The organism is Kitasatospora sp. NPDC001132 (assembly GCF_053598415.1).
The window spans coordinates 83,323-98,456 of the sequence record NZ_JBSFKF010000033.1 but is presented as its reverse complement, the minus strand read 5'-3'; the positions used below and the strand labels follow the sequence as shown (position 1 = coordinate 98,456).

The 15,134-nt window shown below is 71.8% G+C and carries 12 protein-coding genes, 4 tRNA genes and 1 pseudogene; 13 read left to right on the top strand and 4 right to left on the bottom strand.

The window, feature by feature from the left end; translation table 11 throughout:
- Both ACWDBE_RS31920 and ACWDBE_RS31915 read right to left on the bottom strand, forming a co-directional pair.
- Nucleotides 1–92, bottom strand: a pseudogene (locus ACWDBE_RS31920) (roadblock/LC7 domain-containing protein); the annotation flags it as partial.
- Between the two features lie 10 nt (nt 93–102).
- Nucleotides 103–3,891 carry a nitrate- and nitrite sensing domain-containing protein gene (locus tag ACWDBE_RS31915; protein ID WP_449791281.1) on the bottom strand — a complete coding sequence of 1,263 codons (3,789 nt, stop codon included), beginning with the start codon at nt 3,889–3,891 and terminating at the stop codon, nt 103–105.
- A 638-nt stretch (nt 3,892–4,529) separates the two neighbouring features.
- On the opposite strand from ACWDBE_RS31915, the gene ACWDBE_RS31910 reads away from it, so the two are divergent.
- The 11 genes from ACWDBE_RS31910 to ACWDBE_RS31860 all read left to right on the top strand — a co-directional run bounded on the left by ACWDBE_RS31910 (nt 4,530) and on the right by ACWDBE_RS31860 (nt 11,753).
- Entirely contained in the window at nt 4,530–4,748 is a 219-nt protein-coding gene (locus ACWDBE_RS31910; protein ID WP_380456464.1) for a hypothetical protein, read from the top strand.
- A gap of 265 nt (nt 4,749–5,013) precedes the next feature.
- Complete coding sequence (locus ACWDBE_RS31905; protein ID WP_402416631.1) at nt 5,014–5,814, top strand: fumarylacetoacetate hydrolase family protein; 801 nt, start codon at nt 5,014–5,016, stop codon at nt 5,812–5,814.
- The gene (gene gltX, locus ACWDBE_RS31900; protein ID WP_449809690.1) at nt 5,807–7,306 is read left to right on the top strand and encodes a glutamate--tRNA ligase; all 1,500 of its coding nucleotides are present in this window, start codon (nt 5,807–5,809) and stop codon (nt 7,304–7,306) included. Before ACWDBE_RS31905 ends, gltX begins: the two co-directional genes overlap by 8 nt.
- A gap of 238 nt (nt 7,307–7,544) precedes the next feature.
- Nucleotides 7,545–7,616: transfer RNA gene (locus tag ACWDBE_RS31895), tRNA-Gln, on the top strand.
- A 37-nt stretch (nt 7,617–7,653) separates the two neighbouring features.
- A tRNA-Glu gene (locus ACWDBE_RS31890) sits at nt 7,654–7,726 on the top strand.
- Nucleotides 7,727–7,773: 47 nt separating this feature from the next.
- Nucleotides 7,774–7,846 (top strand) — tRNA-Glu (locus ACWDBE_RS31885).
- Nucleotides 7,847–7,895: 49 nt separating this feature from the next.
- Nucleotides 7,896–7,970, top strand: a tRNA-Gln gene (locus tag ACWDBE_RS31880).
- Between the two features lie 351 nt (nt 7,971–8,321).
- A complete protein-coding gene (gene leuC, locus ACWDBE_RS31875) occupies nt 8,322–9,746 on the top strand; it encodes a 3-isopropylmalate dehydratase large subunit (protein WP_449791283.1) in 1,425 nt (474 codons plus the stop codon).
- Between the two features lie 3 nt (nt 9,747–9,749).
- Nucleotides 9,750–10,346, top strand: coding sequence for a 3-isopropylmalate dehydratase small subunit (leuD, locus tag ACWDBE_RS31870; protein ID WP_449791284.1), 597 nt, complete (start codon nt 9,750–9,752; stop codon nt 10,344–10,346).
- A 182-nt stretch (nt 10,347–10,528) separates the two neighbouring features.
- Nucleotides 10,529–10,876: an SCO5555 family protein gene (locus tag ACWDBE_RS31865; RefSeq protein ID WP_392883857.1), complete on the top strand. Its 348-nt coding sequence runs from the start codon at nt 10,529–10,531 to the stop codon at nt 10,874–10,876.
- A gap of 133 nt (nt 10,877–11,009) precedes the next feature.
- Nucleotides 11,010–11,753, top strand: a complete 744-nt coding sequence (locus ACWDBE_RS31860) for an HU family DNA-binding protein (protein ID WP_449791285.1) — start codon at nt 11,010–11,012, stop codon at nt 11,751–11,753.
- A 199-nt stretch (nt 11,754–11,952) separates the two neighbouring features.
- Here ACWDBE_RS31860 and ACWDBE_RS31855 read toward each other — a convergent pair whose 3' ends face one another.
- Nucleotides 11,953–12,174 carry a hypothetical protein gene (locus ACWDBE_RS31855; protein WP_392883854.1) on the bottom strand — a complete coding sequence of 74 codons (222 nt, stop codon included), beginning with the start codon at nt 12,172–12,174 and terminating at the stop codon, nt 11,953–11,955.
- A gap of 120 nt (nt 12,175–12,294) precedes the next feature.
- Nucleotides 12,295–12,978 carry a 2-phospho-L-lactate guanylyltransferase gene (gene cofC, locus ACWDBE_RS31850; protein ID WP_449791286.1) on the bottom strand — a complete coding sequence of 228 codons (684 nt, stop codon included), beginning with the start codon at nt 12,976–12,978 and terminating at the stop codon, nt 12,295–12,297.
- A 231-nt stretch (nt 12,979–13,209) separates the two neighbouring features.
- Here cofC and ACWDBE_RS31845 point away from each other — a divergent pair, with 231 nt between their 5' ends.
- Together ACWDBE_RS31845 and ACWDBE_RS31840 are read left to right on the top strand one after the other, a co-directional pair.
- Nucleotides 13,210–14,040 (top strand): lysophospholipid acyltransferase family protein, encoded by an 831-nt coding sequence (locus ACWDBE_RS31845; RefSeq protein WP_449791287.1) that lies wholly within the window; start codon nt 13,210–13,212, stop codon nt 14,038–14,040.
- Nucleotides 14,037–15,038: an NAD(P)H-dependent glycerol-3-phosphate dehydrogenase gene (locus tag ACWDBE_RS31840; protein WP_392883850.1), complete on the top strand. Its 1,002-nt coding sequence runs from the start codon at nt 14,037–14,039 to the stop codon at nt 15,036–15,038. The genes ACWDBE_RS31845 and ACWDBE_RS31840 overlap by 4 nt, the downstream gene beginning before the upstream one ends.
- Nucleotides 15,039–15,134: the final 96 nt, after the last annotated feature.

The following is a 15,134-nucleotide window of genomic DNA, read 5'->3' as shown; positions in this document are numbered from 1 at the left end:
TCCGCGGAGACCACCACGGTGTGGGACACCCCGGGGGTGTTGTCCACGAAATTGGTGATCAGCCAGTTCAGGTTCTGTGCGGCCTGGCTCATCTGGTTCAACTCAACGCTCCTGGTGATCTGCGCCGTTGCCGTCGCTCCGGCCACCGAAACTATCGAATCCGGGCTGCTGGGCACCATGCTGGAAGCCCGCCTGGTTGGCGGCCTGCTCGGCCCCGGCGCGACGGCCCTGCTGGATGCCGCGACGCAGGTTGGTCAGCCGGCCGCGGACCTCCTCGGGAGCCCGGGAGACCTGGGGACCGGTCAGCGGCGAGGCCTCGGCGGTGCCGGAGACCAGGTTGGCCTGCGGGGTCCGCCGGGGCAGGCCCGACATGGTGACGCCGCTGGTCGAGGGCTCGCGGATCTGCTCGGCGCGGCGCCAGCGCTCGTCGTTCGCGGACGGACGCCACGGCGCGTCGCCGGTGCCCGGCTGCGGCTGGCCCTGCTGGGGAGCCTGCGGCTGCTGGGGGGCCTGCTGCTGCGGGGCCTGCGACTGCTGCGGAGCCGGCTGGGGCGCCTGCCGCGGAGCCCGCGGCTCCTCGGCCCGCTGCTGGAACTCCGGCGCGGAGGTGCCGGGGCGGCGCGGCTGGTACGGCCGCGGCCGCGCCTGCTGCGGGCCCTCGGACTGCGGGAACCACGCCTGCTCGCCGCCGGTCGGCAGCGCCATCGGCTCCTGGTGCGGCAGCGGCTGGGGCTGCTGCGGGGCCTGCTCCTGGCGCACCGGCTCCGGACGCGGCGGGTTCGGCACGTTCGGCAGCACCGGCTCGACCAGGCCGAGGCCCAGCGGGTCGCGCGGGTCGATCTGGCTGGCCTCGAAGCGCGGGCGGGCGAACTGCTGGGTGCTCTCCACCGGCGCCGGCTCGGCCGCCGGCAGCGGCTGGGGCTGCTGCTGGGCCTGCGGCGGCAGCTGCGGCTGACGGTCGCGCTGCGGCGCGTCCGGACCGGGGCGCTGCGGACCGCGCGGCCCCTGGGTGGCCGGCCGGCCGGGGGCGCCGGGGCCCTGCGGGGCCGGACGGCGCTGCGGCAGGCCGTCCTGCGGACGGTTGCCCGGACGGGCACCCTGCGGCGGCGTGCCGGGACCGCCGGGGCGGCCGTGCTGCGGCTGCTCGCCGGTCCGGGCACCCGGACCGCCGTCGAACTCGCCGCCGGGACGCGGCCGTTCCTGGCCGGGACGGCCCGGCAGGGGCTGACCGGCCTGCGGCTGGTTCGGCTGCGGCCGGCCGGGCTGCTGCGGACGGGCCTGCGGCTGGCCGGGCTGCTGCTGACCGGCCTGGGGCTGGCCGGGCTGCTGCTGACGGTCGCGGCGGGGCAGGCCGTTCGGGCCGCTCTGCGGCGGGCCCTGACGGCCCGGTGCACGCTGCGGCAGACCGCCCTGCTGGGCCTGCTGCGGCACCTGCTGGCTCTGCGGGTTCTGCGGAGCCTGCCGCTTCTGCTTCGGCTGCGGCTGGGCGGGCTGGCGGCCCTGGCCCTGCTGACCGCCGCCCTGCGGGACGGGGTTCTCCCGCAGCGACTGGCCGACCTTGCGGGTCGGCAGACCGCCGCCGGGCGCACCCGGACCGGCCTGCGGACCGGGGCCCGCCTGCGGACCGGGACCGGCCGGAGCGGTCGGGCCGCCCTGGCCGAGCTGCGGGCGCCCGCCCTGCGGGGCACCGGCGGCCGGGCCCTGGCCGAGCGCGGCCGGACCGTCCTGGCGGGCGGGCGGGACCTGGCGCTGCTGGCGCGGCGTCGGGGCGACCCCGCGCTGCTGCTTGCCCTGGCCGGAGCCGGCCCGGCCGGCACCGCGGCGGTCGCCGGAGTTGGTGACGTCCACCGGGAGCATGACCAGCGCGGTGGTGCCGCCGGAGTCGCTGGGACGCAGCTGGATGCGGATGCCGTGTCGCAGGGACAGGCGGCCGACCACGAAGAGGCCCATGCGGCGGGAGACGGAGACGTCCACCGTCGGCGGGTTGGCGAGGCGCTCGTTGATCTCGGCGAGGTCGTCGGGGCTCAGGCCGATGCCGGTGTCGTGGATCTCGACCAGCACGCGGCCGTCCGGCAGTGCGTGGCCGGTGACCCGGACGCGGGTCTGCGGGCTGGAGAACGAGGTGGCGTTCTCCAGCAGCTCGGCGAGCAGGTGGACGAGGTCGTTGACGACGCGGCCGGCGACCTCGGCCGACGGCACGGCGGCGAGCTCGATGCGCTCGTACTGCTCCACCTCGGAGGCGGCGGCGCGGAGCACGTCGACCAGCGGGACGGGCCTGGTCCAGCGGCGGCCCGGGTCCTCACCGGCGAGGACGAGGAGGTTTTCGCCGTTGCGGCGCATGCGGGTCGCGAGGTGGTCCAGCTTGAAGAGGTTGGCCAGCTGGTCCGGGTCCGCCTCGCGGCTCTCCAGCTCGGAGATGAGCGACAGCTGGCGCTGGATGAGGCCCTGGCTGCGGCGCGAGAGGTTGGTGAACATCGCGTTGATGTTGCCGCGCAGGAGGGCCTGCTCGGCGGCGAGGCGGACGGCCTCGCTGTGCACCATGTCGAACGCGTGGGCCACGTGGCCGATCTCGTCGGTGGAGTCGATGGCGACCGGCTCGACCGTGGTGTCGACGTCGTGGGGGTCGGCCTCGGAGAGGGTCTTGACCAGCTCGGGCAGGCGGCGCTCGGCGACGTCCTCGGCAGCGGCCTGGAGGCGGGTCAGCGAGCGCACCATCGAGCGGGCGATCAGACCGGCGCCACCGAGGGCGAAGAGCAGCACCAGGGCGATCGCGACACCGATGATCAGGGCGTCGGCGTCGGCCTGGGACTGGAGGTCCTGGGCCTTGCCGTCCAGGTTCTCGATGAGCTTGGACTCGATCCGGCGCTCGGCGGTGATCTTGGCGCTGGCCTTCTCGTACCAGTCCTTGTAGCTGACCGCCTCGGTCTGGCGGATGCCGCTCTGGGTCAGGATCGTGGAGGCATAGCGGTCGGCGTCGGCGACCACCGAGTTGTAGCTCAGCTGGCTGCGCAGGTTGTCCAGGTCGTGCGCGGTGTAGATGTTGTTGAAGCTCGCGATCGCGTTGTCGTACGAGCTGCGCAGACGGATACCGAAGGACTCGTCGCTGGGGCTGAGGTCGGGGGACTTCGGGTTGGCGAGCGCGGCGCTGATCAGGGCCCGCTGCTGCGAGGTCGCGTTCTTCGCCAGCGAGAACTGCTGCAGCGCGCGGGTCGAGACGACCAGGTCCTTGTTGTTCGACGCGAGCGCGATGTCCTGGGTGATGGACAGCAGGTCGCGGATGATCACGTCGTAGGCGGTGATCGTCGACTGGATGTTCTGGTTGTTCTGGTACGGCAGGCTGCGGGTGTCCGCGATCGAGTTCAGGTCCTTGCGGATCTGGAGCAACAGCGCCTTGCCGCCGGACAGTTCGAGGTTCTCGAACTTGTCGGAGGACGCGGTGAAGGTGCGGCTCAGGTCGTCGGTGGACTTGCGGGCGGCGACGATGTCGTCGTCCAGCGGGGCGGCCGGGTCGTGGGTGATCGGGCCGGCGCTGATGTCGCGCTCGGTCTGGAGCGCGTCCGCGAGGTTGGTCGCCTTCTTGGCCAGGTCGGACAGGTTGGCCATCTGAGCGAGTTGCTGCGAGTTCTCCATCGAGCTCTGGATGCGCAGGCCACCGAGGACCAGCGAGACCAGGACGGGGAGGGCGAGCAGCGCGATCAGACGGGTGCGGATGCGCCAGTTGCGCATCGCGAGCCGGTTCAGACCGGTGGCGCGGCGCCGGGTCAGGGACGTGCGGAGTTTGTCGCGGGTGGACTTCCGCTCCCGGCCGTCCTCCTCCGGGCGGCCGGGGGCCTCGGGTGTCACCGGCTCGGCGGGGCCGCCGGGGGCCGCCGCCTGTTGAGGGGCTGCCACAGGCTCACGCGACTCCGGGTTACCCGCGGCGCCGCTACCCCTTTTGAAACGTCCCTGCACTGGCGTCGCAACCTCTGGACCGGGCGTCCCGCCGCGTCGCCACGGCCTGGACGGTGTCGAGTTTCCATCCGCCCCCCGGCCGGTCCGGGAGAGCGGGCACCGGGGTGGACCACTCCCTACCCACGGTCCGTCGCATTCCAGCACAGCCGGGGAATCCCAACAAGGGCCGCAGGTACCGGGTGTCGGGCGCTACCGACCGCTTGCGCGATCTCACGGACTGTGTGCCAACGGGACCGGAATACCGCCTTTTTCGGACACTCGCCGGATACATGCCAAGCGGGCGCAGCGTCGGGAAGAGCCACAGACCTTCCGAAATGCCCCTTATCGGGGGGAATGTCGGAAAATCCGAGTGCGGCGATATGTCGGATATCTGCGATTTGCTCGGCATTTTGTGAGCAAAATCACAGCCTAATGTGTAGCTTTGGTCACGGCCTCTGTGGAATGAGATCTCGTAACCTGGCTGTCGCCTGGGCACGGCCTCGAATCAGCCTGCCCAGAACCCCTCCGAATCAATCGGAATCCATCAGGTCGTCCCGATCCGCCGCGATCGGTCCGGCCATGACCACGAGGTGCTCTCGATGTCCCAGGCGAAGAACGCCACCAAGTCCACGCTGTCCTGCCGCCCCACGGCGAACCCGCGCCGGACGACGCTGGCCTCGGTCGAGGACTTCAGCAAGATCCCGGGCGCCCGCAAGCCCGAGGACGTCGTGACCTACGGCACCGAGCTGCCGGCCGCCACCGCCAACCCGCGCCGCACCCAGCTGATGGTCGCGCCGGTCGTCGTCGTTCAGGACTGACCCCCGCAGCGCCGCGTCGAGGGCGCCGCCGTCACACCCGTGGCGGCGGCGCCCTCGCCGTTGTGCGGCGGGTGCCGGCCGGGCCCCCGCGCCCCGGTCGGCCCGGACTCCGCCCCGACCGTCCTGAACAGGGGCAAAGCGGTCAGCCGAGGCCCCACGCGATAGCCTGGAGACCGATTGACGGGGCCGCGCCCACTGTGGGCGGGGCGCCCACCAGCGCCCGGGCGCGCCCCGGGCGGCCGACGAAGCGAGGGGTACCCCAGCCGTGCGCATTGCCAGGTTTTCCGTCCGGGAAGGGAGCCCTGCCGCCGGCAGCGTCTCCTTCGGCGTGGTGGAGGGCGACCCTTCCCAGCCCGACTCGCTGGTCGTCCACGCGCTGGCCGGCCACCCGTTCGGCCAGCCCCAGCCCACCGGCGAGAGCTTCCGCTTCCAGGACGTCCGGCTGCTCAGCCCGATGCTCCCGAACAAGATCGTGGCGGTCGGCCGCAACTACGCGGCCCACGCGGCGGAGCTGGGCAACGACGTCCCGGACGTCCCGCTCACCTTCTTCAAGCCGTCCACCTCGGTGATCGGTCCGACCGAGAACATCGCGTACCCGCCGTTCTCCTCGGACGTCCACCACGAGGCCGAACTCGCCGTGGTGATCGGCCGGATGTGCCGTGAGGTGCCGTTGGACCGGGTGCCCGAGGTGATCCTCGGCTACACCTGCGCCAACGACGTCACCGCCCGGGACGTCCAGCAGCGCGAGGGCCAGTGGGCCCGGGCCAAGGGCTTCGACACGGCCTGCCCGCTGGGCCCGTGGATCGAGACCGACCTCGACCCGAGCGACCTCGCGATCACGTGCACGGTCAACGGCGAGCTCCGCCAGACCGGCCGCACCTCCCTGATGGTCCGCTCGGTCGCCGAGCTGGTCGTCCACATCTCCGAGGCCATGACGCTGCTGCCCGGCGACGTCATCCTCACCGGCACGCCCGCAGGGGTGGGCCCCCTCAACGTCGGCGACGAGGTCGCCGTCTCCATCGAAGGCATCGGCACTCTCACCAACAAGGTGATCAAGCGTGGCTAACACTGACCCGGCCGTCCGGGTTCGCTTCTGTCCCTCCCCGACCGGCAACCCCCACGTGGGCATGGTCCGCACGGCCCTGTTCAACTGGGCCTACGCCCGCCACAACGGCGGCACGCTGGTCTTCCGGATCGAGGACACCGACTCCGCCCGCGACTCCGAGGAGTCGTACGACCAGCTGCTCGACGCGATGCGCTGGCTCGGCCTCGACTGGGACGAGGGCCCGGAGGTCGGCGGCCCGAACGCGCCGTACCGGCAGTCGCAGCGGATGGACATCTACGCCGATGTCGCCCGCCGCCTGCACGAGGCGGGCCACGCCTACCACTGCTACTGCTCCACCGAGGAGCTGGACGCCCGCCGCGAGGCCGCCCGCGCGGCCGGCAAGCCCTCCGGCTACGACGGCCACTGCCGCGAGCTGACCGAGGAGCAGGTCGCCGTCTACAAGCTGGAGAAGCGCGAGCCGATCCTGCGCTTCCGGATGCCCGACAAGACCATCAGCTTCGACGACCTGGTCCGCGGCACGCTCACCTTCGAGCCGGAGAACGTGCCGGACTACGGCATCGTCCGGGCCAACGGCGCCCCGCTGTACACCCTGGTCAACCCGGTGGACGACGCCCTGATGGGCATCACCCACGTGCTGCGCGGCGAGGACCTGCTGTCCTCCACCCCGCGGCAGGTCGCGCTGTACGCCGCGCTCGCCGAGATCGGCGTCGGCAACGGCACCACCCCGCGCTTCGGCCACCTGCCGTACGTGATGGGCGAGGGCAACAAGAAGCTCTCCAAGCGCGACCCGCAGTCCTCGCTCAACATGTACCGCGAGCGCGGCTTCATCCGCGAGGGCCTGCTCAACTACCTGTCCCTGCTGGGCTGGTCGCTGGCCGAGGACCGCGACCTGTTCGACATGGACGAGATGGTCGCGGCCTTCGACGTCACCAAGGTGAACGCCAACCCGGCCCGCTTCGACCTGAAGAAGTGCGAGGCGATCAACGCCGAGCACGTCCGCCGGCTGGCCCCGGACGACTTCGTCCGCCGCCTGGTGCCCTTCCTCCAGGGCGCCGAGCTGCTGCCGGCCGAGCCCACCGCCGAGCAGCTGGACCTGCTCGCCAAGGTGGCGCCGCTCACCCAGGAGCGGATGGTCGTGCTGAGCGAGATCGTGGACATGGCCGGCTTCCTGTTCGTGGCGCCGGAGAAGTTCGCCGTCGACCCGGACGACGCCGCCAAGGTGCTCACCGCGGACGCCCGCCCGGTGCTGGAGGCCAGCATCAAGGCGCTGGAGGAGCTCGCGGACTTCACCCCGGAGCCGATCCAGGCCGCGCTGCGCGAGGCGCTGGTCGACGGGCTGGGCATCAAGCCCAAGTTCGCCTTCACGCCGCTGCGGGTGGCCGTCACCGGCCGCCGGGTCTCCCCGCCGCTGTTCGAGTCCATGGAGCTGCTGGGACGCCCTGAGACGCTGCGCAGGCTGCGGGCCTCCCTGGACGCCCTGCCGGCCGCCTGAGCGGGCCGCTGAGCAGGCCGCGGGCCCGGCTTCGTGCCGGGCCCGCGGCGTACCCGGAGGCCATCCGCAGGCCTCCCGGCCGCTGCCTGGGGTTATCGATTTTGGACCCGGGGCCGACGTCGGGTAATGTTCTTTCTGCGCCGCCCGGGAGGGAACGGACGAGGGAACGAAAGCCCCTCGGAAGGGACCGACCGAGAGGCGCAACGCCTGAGAAGGGTCCGCGAGGGTTCAACTCTGGTGGGGTATGGTGTAATTGGCAGCACGAGTGATTCTGGTTCATTTAGTCTAGGTTCGAGTCCTGGTACCCCAGCGCAGTACGTCAGTACGGCAACATAAAAGAAGATCAAGCCCCCGTTGTGTAGCGGCCTAGCACGCTGCCCTCTCACGGCAGTAGCGCCGGTTCGAATCCGGTCGGGGGTACTGATCCCGCAAGGGATCGACCGGTCCCGCGAGGGACCGCCAGGAAAGCCCCCGTTGTGTAGCGGCCTAGCACGCTGCCCTCTCACGGCAGTAGCGCCGGTTCGAATCCGGTCGGGGGTACTTCAGAGCAGGAAGCCGATGGGCTCGCCCATCGGCCCTTGCTTTGTGTTGGGGTATGGTGTAATTGGCAGCACGAGTGATTCTGGTTCATTTAGTCTAGGTTCGAGTCCTGGTACCCCAGCCAGAAATTGGAAAGACCCCGGTTCCCCGGGGTCTTTTTCGTTGTGCAGTGGAGGCTTCCCGAAAGGGCCCCACCCGGTCGCGGGTGGGGCCCTTTCGGCGTTCTGCGGGGTCCGGCCGACCGGTGCGGGGAAGGCCGCCTCGGGCTTCCCCGCGTGCCTCCTCGCGGGCCTTCGCGCTGTCCATGCGCTAAGACCGCGGTCTCACTCTGCGAGACGCCAGTTCAATCTCCGGCGAAAAGCGCCACTCTGGACGGGAGCGGCCCGGAAGTCTCGCGGGCGGCGCACACGCTTTGACCTCGACGACACTCGACGACACGAGAAGGCCGGCAGCGCGGCCGGCTGGAGGGAATCCGATGGGACGGACACTCGCAGAGAAGGTCTGGGACGACCACGTCGTGCGGCGTGCGGAGGGTGAGCCCGACCTCCTCTTCATCGACCTGCACCTGCTCCACGAGGTCACCAGCCCGCAGGCCTTCGACGGGCTGCGGCTGGCCGGCCGCACGGTCCGCCGCACCGATCTGACGATCGCCACCGAGGACCACAACACCCCCACCCTGGACATCGACAAGCCGATCGCCGACCCGGTCTCCAAGGTGCAGTTGGAGACCCTGCGCAGGAACGCCGCCGAGTTCGGCGTCCGGATCCACTCGCTCGGCGACGTCGAGCAGGGCGTCGTGCACGTCGTCGGCCCGCAGCTCGGCCTGACCCAGCCCGGCATGACCGTGGTCTGCGGCGACTCCCACACCTCCACCCACGGCGCCTTCGGCGCACTGGCGTTCGGCATCGGCACCAGCCAGGTCGAGCACGTGCTGGCCACCCAGACCCTGCCGCTGGCGCCGTTCCGGACCATGGCGGTCACCGTCGAGGGCGAACTGCCCGAGGGCGTCACCGCCAAGGACCTGATCCTGGCCGTCATCGCGAAGATCGGCACCGGCGGCGGCCAGGGCTACGTCCTGGAGTACCGCGGTTCGGCGATCCGGGGCCTGTCCATGGAGGCCCGGATGACCATCTGCAACATGTCGATCGAGGCCGGCGCCCGGGCGGGCATGATCGCCCCGGACGAGACCACCTTCGCGTACCTCCAGGGCCGCCCGCACGCCCCGCAGGGCGAGGACTGGGACGCCGCCGTCGCGTACTGGAAGACCCTGGGCACCGACGAGGACGCGGTCTTCGACCACGAGATCTTCATCGACGCGAGCGAGCTGACCCCGTTCGTCACCTGGGGCACCAACCCCGGTCAGGGCGCCCCGCTGGGCTCGAACGTGCCCGACCCGGCCTCCTTCGCGGACCCGCAGGAGCGCGTGGCCGCCGAGAACGCCCTGCGGTACATGGGGCTGGAGGCCGGCACCCCGCTGCGCGAGGTGACCGTCGACGCCGTCTTCGTCGGCTCCTGCACCAACGGCCGGATCGAGGACCTGCGGGCCGCCGCCGCCGTCCTGGAGGGACGCCGGATCGCCGAGGGCGTGCGGATGCTGGTCGTCCCCGGGTCCGTCCGGGTCGCCCTGCAGGCCGTCGAGGAGGGGCTGGACAAGGTGTTCACCGCGGCCGGTGCCGAATGGCGCCACGCGGGCTGCTCGATGTGCCTGGGCATGAACCCCGACCAGCTCGCCCCGGGGGAGCGCTGCGCCTCCACCTCGAACCGCAACTTCGAGGGCCGGCAGGGCAAGGGCGGCCGCACCCACCTGGTCTCCCCGCAGGTCGCCGCCGCGACCGCCGTCCTGGGCCGCCTCGCGGCCCCCGCCGACCTGACCGCCGACGTCGCAGCCGTGGAGGCCTGAGCCATGGAGAAGTTCACCACCCACACCGGCCGGGCCGTCCCGCTGCGTCGCAGCAACGTGGACACCGACCAGATCATCCCGGCCCACTGGCTCAAGAAGGTCACCCGATCCGGCTTCGAGGGCGGCCTGTTCGAGGCCTGGCGCAAGGACGAGTCGTTCGTCCTCAACCGGCCCGAGCGGCAGGGTGCCACGGTCCTGGTGGCCGGTCCCGAGTTCGGCACCGGCTCCTCCCGGGAGCACGCCGTCTGGGCGCTCCAGAACTACGGCTTCCACGCGGTCATCTCGTCGCGCTTCGCCGACATCTTCCGGGGCAACTCCCTGAAGAACGGCCTGCTGACGGTCGTCCTGCCGCAGGAGACCGTGGAGCGGCTCTGGGCGCTCACGGAGAGTGACCCCTCGGCCGAGATCACCGTCGATCTGGAGGCGCGCGAAGTGCGTGCCGAAGGCGTCACGGCGGCCTTCGAACTGGACGACAACGTGCGGTGGCGGCTGCTCAACGGCCTGGACGACATCAGCATCACGCTGCGGAACGAGGCCGACATCGCGGCCTTCGAGGCGACCCGTCCGAGCTTCAAGCCCCGTACTCTGCCTGCCGCCTGAGTTCCCCTCAGAACAAGCATTCTGACGATCCACCGGATGGCCCGCGCCCCCCTCGGGGGGGCCGGGCCATCCGTCGTTCCGGAGCACGAGTTAGCGCCGGGGCCCGCCCCGGATTGCCCATTTGGCTTTGCGGAAGAGGGGCCCGCGCAAGTACAACTGCGGGTAGATGGCACAATCAGTACATGCACCGGCACCATGAACCTCCGTACGCGGGCGGCGAACCCGCGGCTGAGGACTCCATGGGCCGGCCATCCGAACGCCGAATTGACGACCGGCCGGACGTCACCTCCGCACCAGCTGAGGGGCCGGACGACCAGGAAGTCGCAGCGCTCTACGCGCTCGTGGCCGAGCGGTTGAAGCAAGCTCACGCCCGCGTGCATGCGCTGAACGTGTCTGCCGATGCAAAGACCGCTCTCACCCGGCAACTCCTCATCGTCACCGAGACCGCCAAGCGCGATCTTCCGGAGGCGGCAAGGCGGTTGAGTCGCTTTGTACATGACCTCGACGAGCGGCCCCCGCCGCTCGACTGAGGTCGCCGACGCGCAAATCCATTGCGACACTAGGGTGATTCGCGCGTTTGGTAATTGAAAGTCCGCAGATACATACCTAACGTGCGAAAAGAACGGATGGAATCATCCGGCGCTCGTTTCCGAAGGGGAAGACGTGAACAAGGCTCAGCTTGTCGAAGCGGTGGCCGAGCAGCTGGGCGGTCGCAAGGCTGCCGCAGAGGCCGTCGACGCAGTGCTCGACACCATGGTCCGTGCCGTTGTGGCCGGTGACCGGGTTTCGGTCACCGGGTTCGGCACCTTCGAGAAGGTGGAGCGCTCCGCGCGCTTCGCCCGCAACCCGCAGACCGGCGAGCGGGTCAAGGTCAAGAAGACCTCGGTCCCGCGCTTCCGTCCGGGCCAGGGCTTCAAGGACCTGGTCAGCGGCAGCAAGAAGCTGCCGAAGGAAGGCCCCTCGGTGAAGAAGGCCCCCAAGGGCTCCCTCACCCCGGGCAAGAGCGGCGTCGCCGCCACCCCGGCCGCCAAGCGTGCCGCCACCAAGCGCGCCGCCGCTGCCGCCGCCGCTCCGGCCACCAAGAAGGCCGCCGCCAAGAAGACGGCGACCACGGCCGCCGCCAAGAAGACGGCCACCACGGCCGCCGCCAAGAAGACGGCCACCGCCAAGAAGGCGCCCGCGAAGACCACGGCCGCGAAGACCACCGCCGCCAAGAAGACCACGGCGACCGCGACCAAGGCCGCCGCGACCAAGAAGACGGCCGCGGCGAAGAAGGCGACCACCACGGCTGCCGCCAAGAAGACCACGGCCACCGCCAAGAAGGCGACCGCCACGGCCAAGAAGACGGCGCCGGCGAAGAAGACCGCCACCCGCAAGACCACCGCGCGCAAGACCTCTGCCAAGTAAGTCCCGCGCGACCGTCCTCGGACGGCCTTCGGCCAGGAGCCGCGGCACCCCTTCCGTGAATTCACGGAGACCGGGCGCCGCGGCTCTTTCGGTTTCCGGGCGCTCAGTCAGGAATCGACGGCGCACGGCGGCGCGGGGGCGACCAGGACGGCGTGGCGGGAAGTGGGCCGGCGGCCCGGGCGGTGGCCGATCGGGCCGGTCAGGCCTCGGCGGGGTCGGGGAAGGTCTGGAGCGTCACGAAGACCACCCGGCGGGCCTCGCCGGTGCCCTCGGTGCGGATCCGCACCCGCTGGCCGGGGCGCAGCAGCCGCAGGCCGCCGGCGTCGAAGGCGGCCGCGTCGAACGGCACCGGGGTCCCGTCGTCGAGCAGCACGGAGCCGGCCCGGGTGGCGGGGTCGAAGGTGAACGCGGTGGCCTGCATGCGAGCAGCATAGCGAGCGGGCCGTCCTGGGCCCTGGAGCAGGTCGGGCGGCGTCCCGGACGGGGCCGGGGCGGGCTCGGAACGGGCTCAGTGCGGGCTCAGGACAGGCTCAGTGCGGGCTCAGCGCCGGCTCAGGCGGGCGAACAGCGCGCTGGTGTGCGGGCCGAGGCCGAGCGCCGCGGCCTCGCCGAGGTCCGTCCCGGTGTCCACGTCCCGGCGCACCGACTCCACGTCCGCGAGGCGCAGTTCGAGCGCCCCGCCGGCCGCGTGCCGGGCCCGGGAGCCGTCCCCGAAGGCGGGGGAGAGCGGTCGGCCGGGGGCGCAGGCGAGCAGCGTGGTGCCGAGGCCGGGGGAGTCCGGCAGGAAGGCCCGGCCGTCGGGCGGCACCGCGCCCAGCACCCGGGCGAGTTGGGCCGGGCGCAGTGCCGGGAGGTCGGCCGAGAGCGCGGCCAGCGGAGCCTGCGGAGCCAGCGTCCGGGCCCGCGCGGCGCCGTGCGCCAGCGCCCCGTTGAGGCCGCCGCCGGGCTCGTCGGCGACCACCAGGGCGCCGAGCGCGGCGAGCCGGGCGCCGGCCCGGGCGTCGCGGGTGACCACCAGGACCCGGCCGACGCCCGGAGTGGCCAGGGCGGCGCCGACGGTGTCCAGCGCGAAGGACAGTGCCAGGTCGGCCCGGTGTGCTCCGGCGTACGGGGCCAGTCTGCTCTTGGCCAGGTCGAGCGACTTGAGCGGAAGCACCAGCGACCAGCCGGCCTTGGGTGCGGGGGGCGCGACGGGCCCACTGGGGCGTACGGTGTCCTGGGTCATCGGCGTCATTGTGTCGCCGGTCCCGGAGCCCTCGCCAGGCCGTTCGAGCTGTGCGGACGTGCGTTTGATCACGCCCGCCGGGCGGGTTGGCGCGGTTGCTCGACAGCCGGTGAGCGGGCGGGCGACACTGTTCCGCGCCCGTGGCCCGGGCACCGGCGGAAGAAACGGTGCGCGGCACCGGGAAGCCATGACCGCGGTGATCCGTGCCGCGTCGGATGAGAAGGAGCTGGGGTGGCCCGCCGCTCGTACGCCAAGTTCGGCAACGCCGACTACGGCATCTGGTACCGCTTCGCGGCCGTGCTGGTGAAACCGGTGACGACCGCCCTGGTGAAGCCCGACTGGCGGGGCTGGGAGCACATTCCGAAGAACGGCGGTTTCATCGCCGCGGTGAACCACAATTCGATCATCGACCCGGTGATCTACGCGCACTGGCAGTACAACAGCGGACGTCCGCCGCGCATTCTCGGCAAGTCCTCGCTGTTCTCGATCCCCTTCATCGGATTCATGCTGCGCAAGACCGGCCAGATTCCGGTGTTCCGGGAGTCCACCGACGCCGCGCAGGCGTTCCGGGCCGCGATCGACGCGATCAACGGCGGCCAGTGCGTGCAGTTCTATCCGGAGGGCACGCTCACCCGGGACCCCGACCTGTGGCCGATGACCGGCAAGAGCGGGGTCGCCCGGGTCGCGCTGATGACCGGTGCGCCGGTCATCCCGGTCGCGCACTGGGGCGCCCACGAGATCATCCCGCCGTACGGCCGGCCCGGTTACGGGAAGGGCAAGTTCAACCTCTTCCCGCGGCACAGGGTCACCGTCGCGGCCGGGCCGCCGGTGGACCTCAGCAAGTACCGGGGGCAGGAACTCACCGCCCAGGTGCTCGCCGACGCGACCGAGGACATCATGACGGCGATCACCGCCGTGCTGGCCGAGGTCCGGGGCGAGGAACCGCCGGCCGAGCGCTACGACATGCGCAAGGCCGCCCGGGAGCGTGCTGCGGCCGCGCTGGCCGAGCGCCGGCGCGCCAAGGGCGAGCGGACCGAGGGCACCGAGGAGGGCGGCAAGTGACCCGCTGCGCCGTGATGGGGACCGGCTCCTGGGGCACCGCGTTCGCGCTGGTGCTCGCCGACGCGGGCTGCGAGGTCGTGCTGTGGGCCCGCCGCCAGGAGCTGGTGGACGCCGTCAACTCCACCCACGAGAACCCGGACTACCTGCCGGGCGTCCGACTGCCCGACACCGTGCGGGCCACCACCGACGCCGCCGAGGCGCTGGCCGGCGCCGACTTCGCGGTGCTCGTGGTGCCCTCGCAGACGCTGCGCGACAACCTGGCCGCCTGGACGCCGCTGATCGAGCCGCAGACCGTGCTGGTGAGCCTGATGAAGGGCATCGAACTCGGCACCGCCAAGCGGATGAGCGAGGTGATCGACGAGGTCACCGGCGTCGGCCCGGAGCGCGTCGCGGTGGTCAGCGGGCCCAACCTGGCCAAGGAGATCGCCAACCGGCAGCCCGCGGCCAGTGTGGTCGCCTGCTCCGACGAGACGGTCGCCAAGCGGCTCCAGGCGGCCTGCCACACGCCGTACTTCCGGCCGTACACCAACACGGACGTGGTGGGCTGCGAACTCGGCGGCGCGGTCAAGAACGTGATCGGCCTGGCGGTCGGCATGGCGGCCGGCATGGGGCTCGGCGACAACACCAAGGCGACCCTGATCACCCGCGGGCTGGCCGAGACCACCCGGCTCGGCGAGGTGCTGGGCGCGGACCCGCACACCTTCGCGGGACTGGCCGGGATGGGCGACCTGGTGGCCACCTGCTCCTCACCGCTGTCGCGCAACAACACCTTCGGCATGAACCTGGGCCGGGGCATGTCGCTCGCGGAGACCATCGCGGCCACCCGGCAGACCGCCGAGGGCGTCAAGTCCTGCGAGTCGGTGCTGGACCTGGCCCGGCGCAACGGGGTCGACATGCCGATCGTCGAGGCCGTGGTGGACGTGGTGCACAACGAGCGGCCGATCAAGGAGGTCCTGCAGGCGCTGATGTCGCGTTCGGCGAAGCCGGAGCGGCGCTGAGCCCGCGAGGTGGCTGTGGCGGCGTCCGGTTCCCCGGCGCCGCCGGCTCCCGGGCGCCGCTCGCCTTCCGCCCGGGCCTCGCACGGTAGTCTCAAA

Excerpts from the sequence above, each read along its gene's own strand:
- ACWDBE_RS31910 (WP_380456464.1), top strand. The coding sequence starts at position 4,530 with ATGTCCCAGGCGAAGAACGCCACCAAGTCCACGCTGTCCTGCCGCCCC.
- leuC (WP_449791283.1), top strand. The coding sequence starts at position 8,322 with ATGGGACGGACACTCGCAGAGAAGGTCTGGGACGACCACGTCGTGCGG.
- leuD (WP_449791284.1), top strand. The coding sequence starts at position 9,750 with ATGGAGAAGTTCACCACCCACACCGGCCGGGCCGTCCCGCTGCGTCGC.
- ACWDBE_RS31865 (WP_392883857.1), top strand. The coding sequence starts at position 10,529 with ATGCACCGGCACCATGAACCTCCGTACGCGGGCGGCGAACCCGCGGCT.
- ACWDBE_RS31855 (WP_392883854.1), bottom strand. The coding sequence starts at position 12,174 with ATGCAGGCCACCGCGTTCACCTTCGACCCCGCCACCCGGGCCGGCTCC.
- cofC (WP_449791286.1), bottom strand. The coding sequence starts at position 12,978 with ATGACCCAGGACACCGTACGCCCCAGTGGGCCCGTCGCGCCCCCCGCA.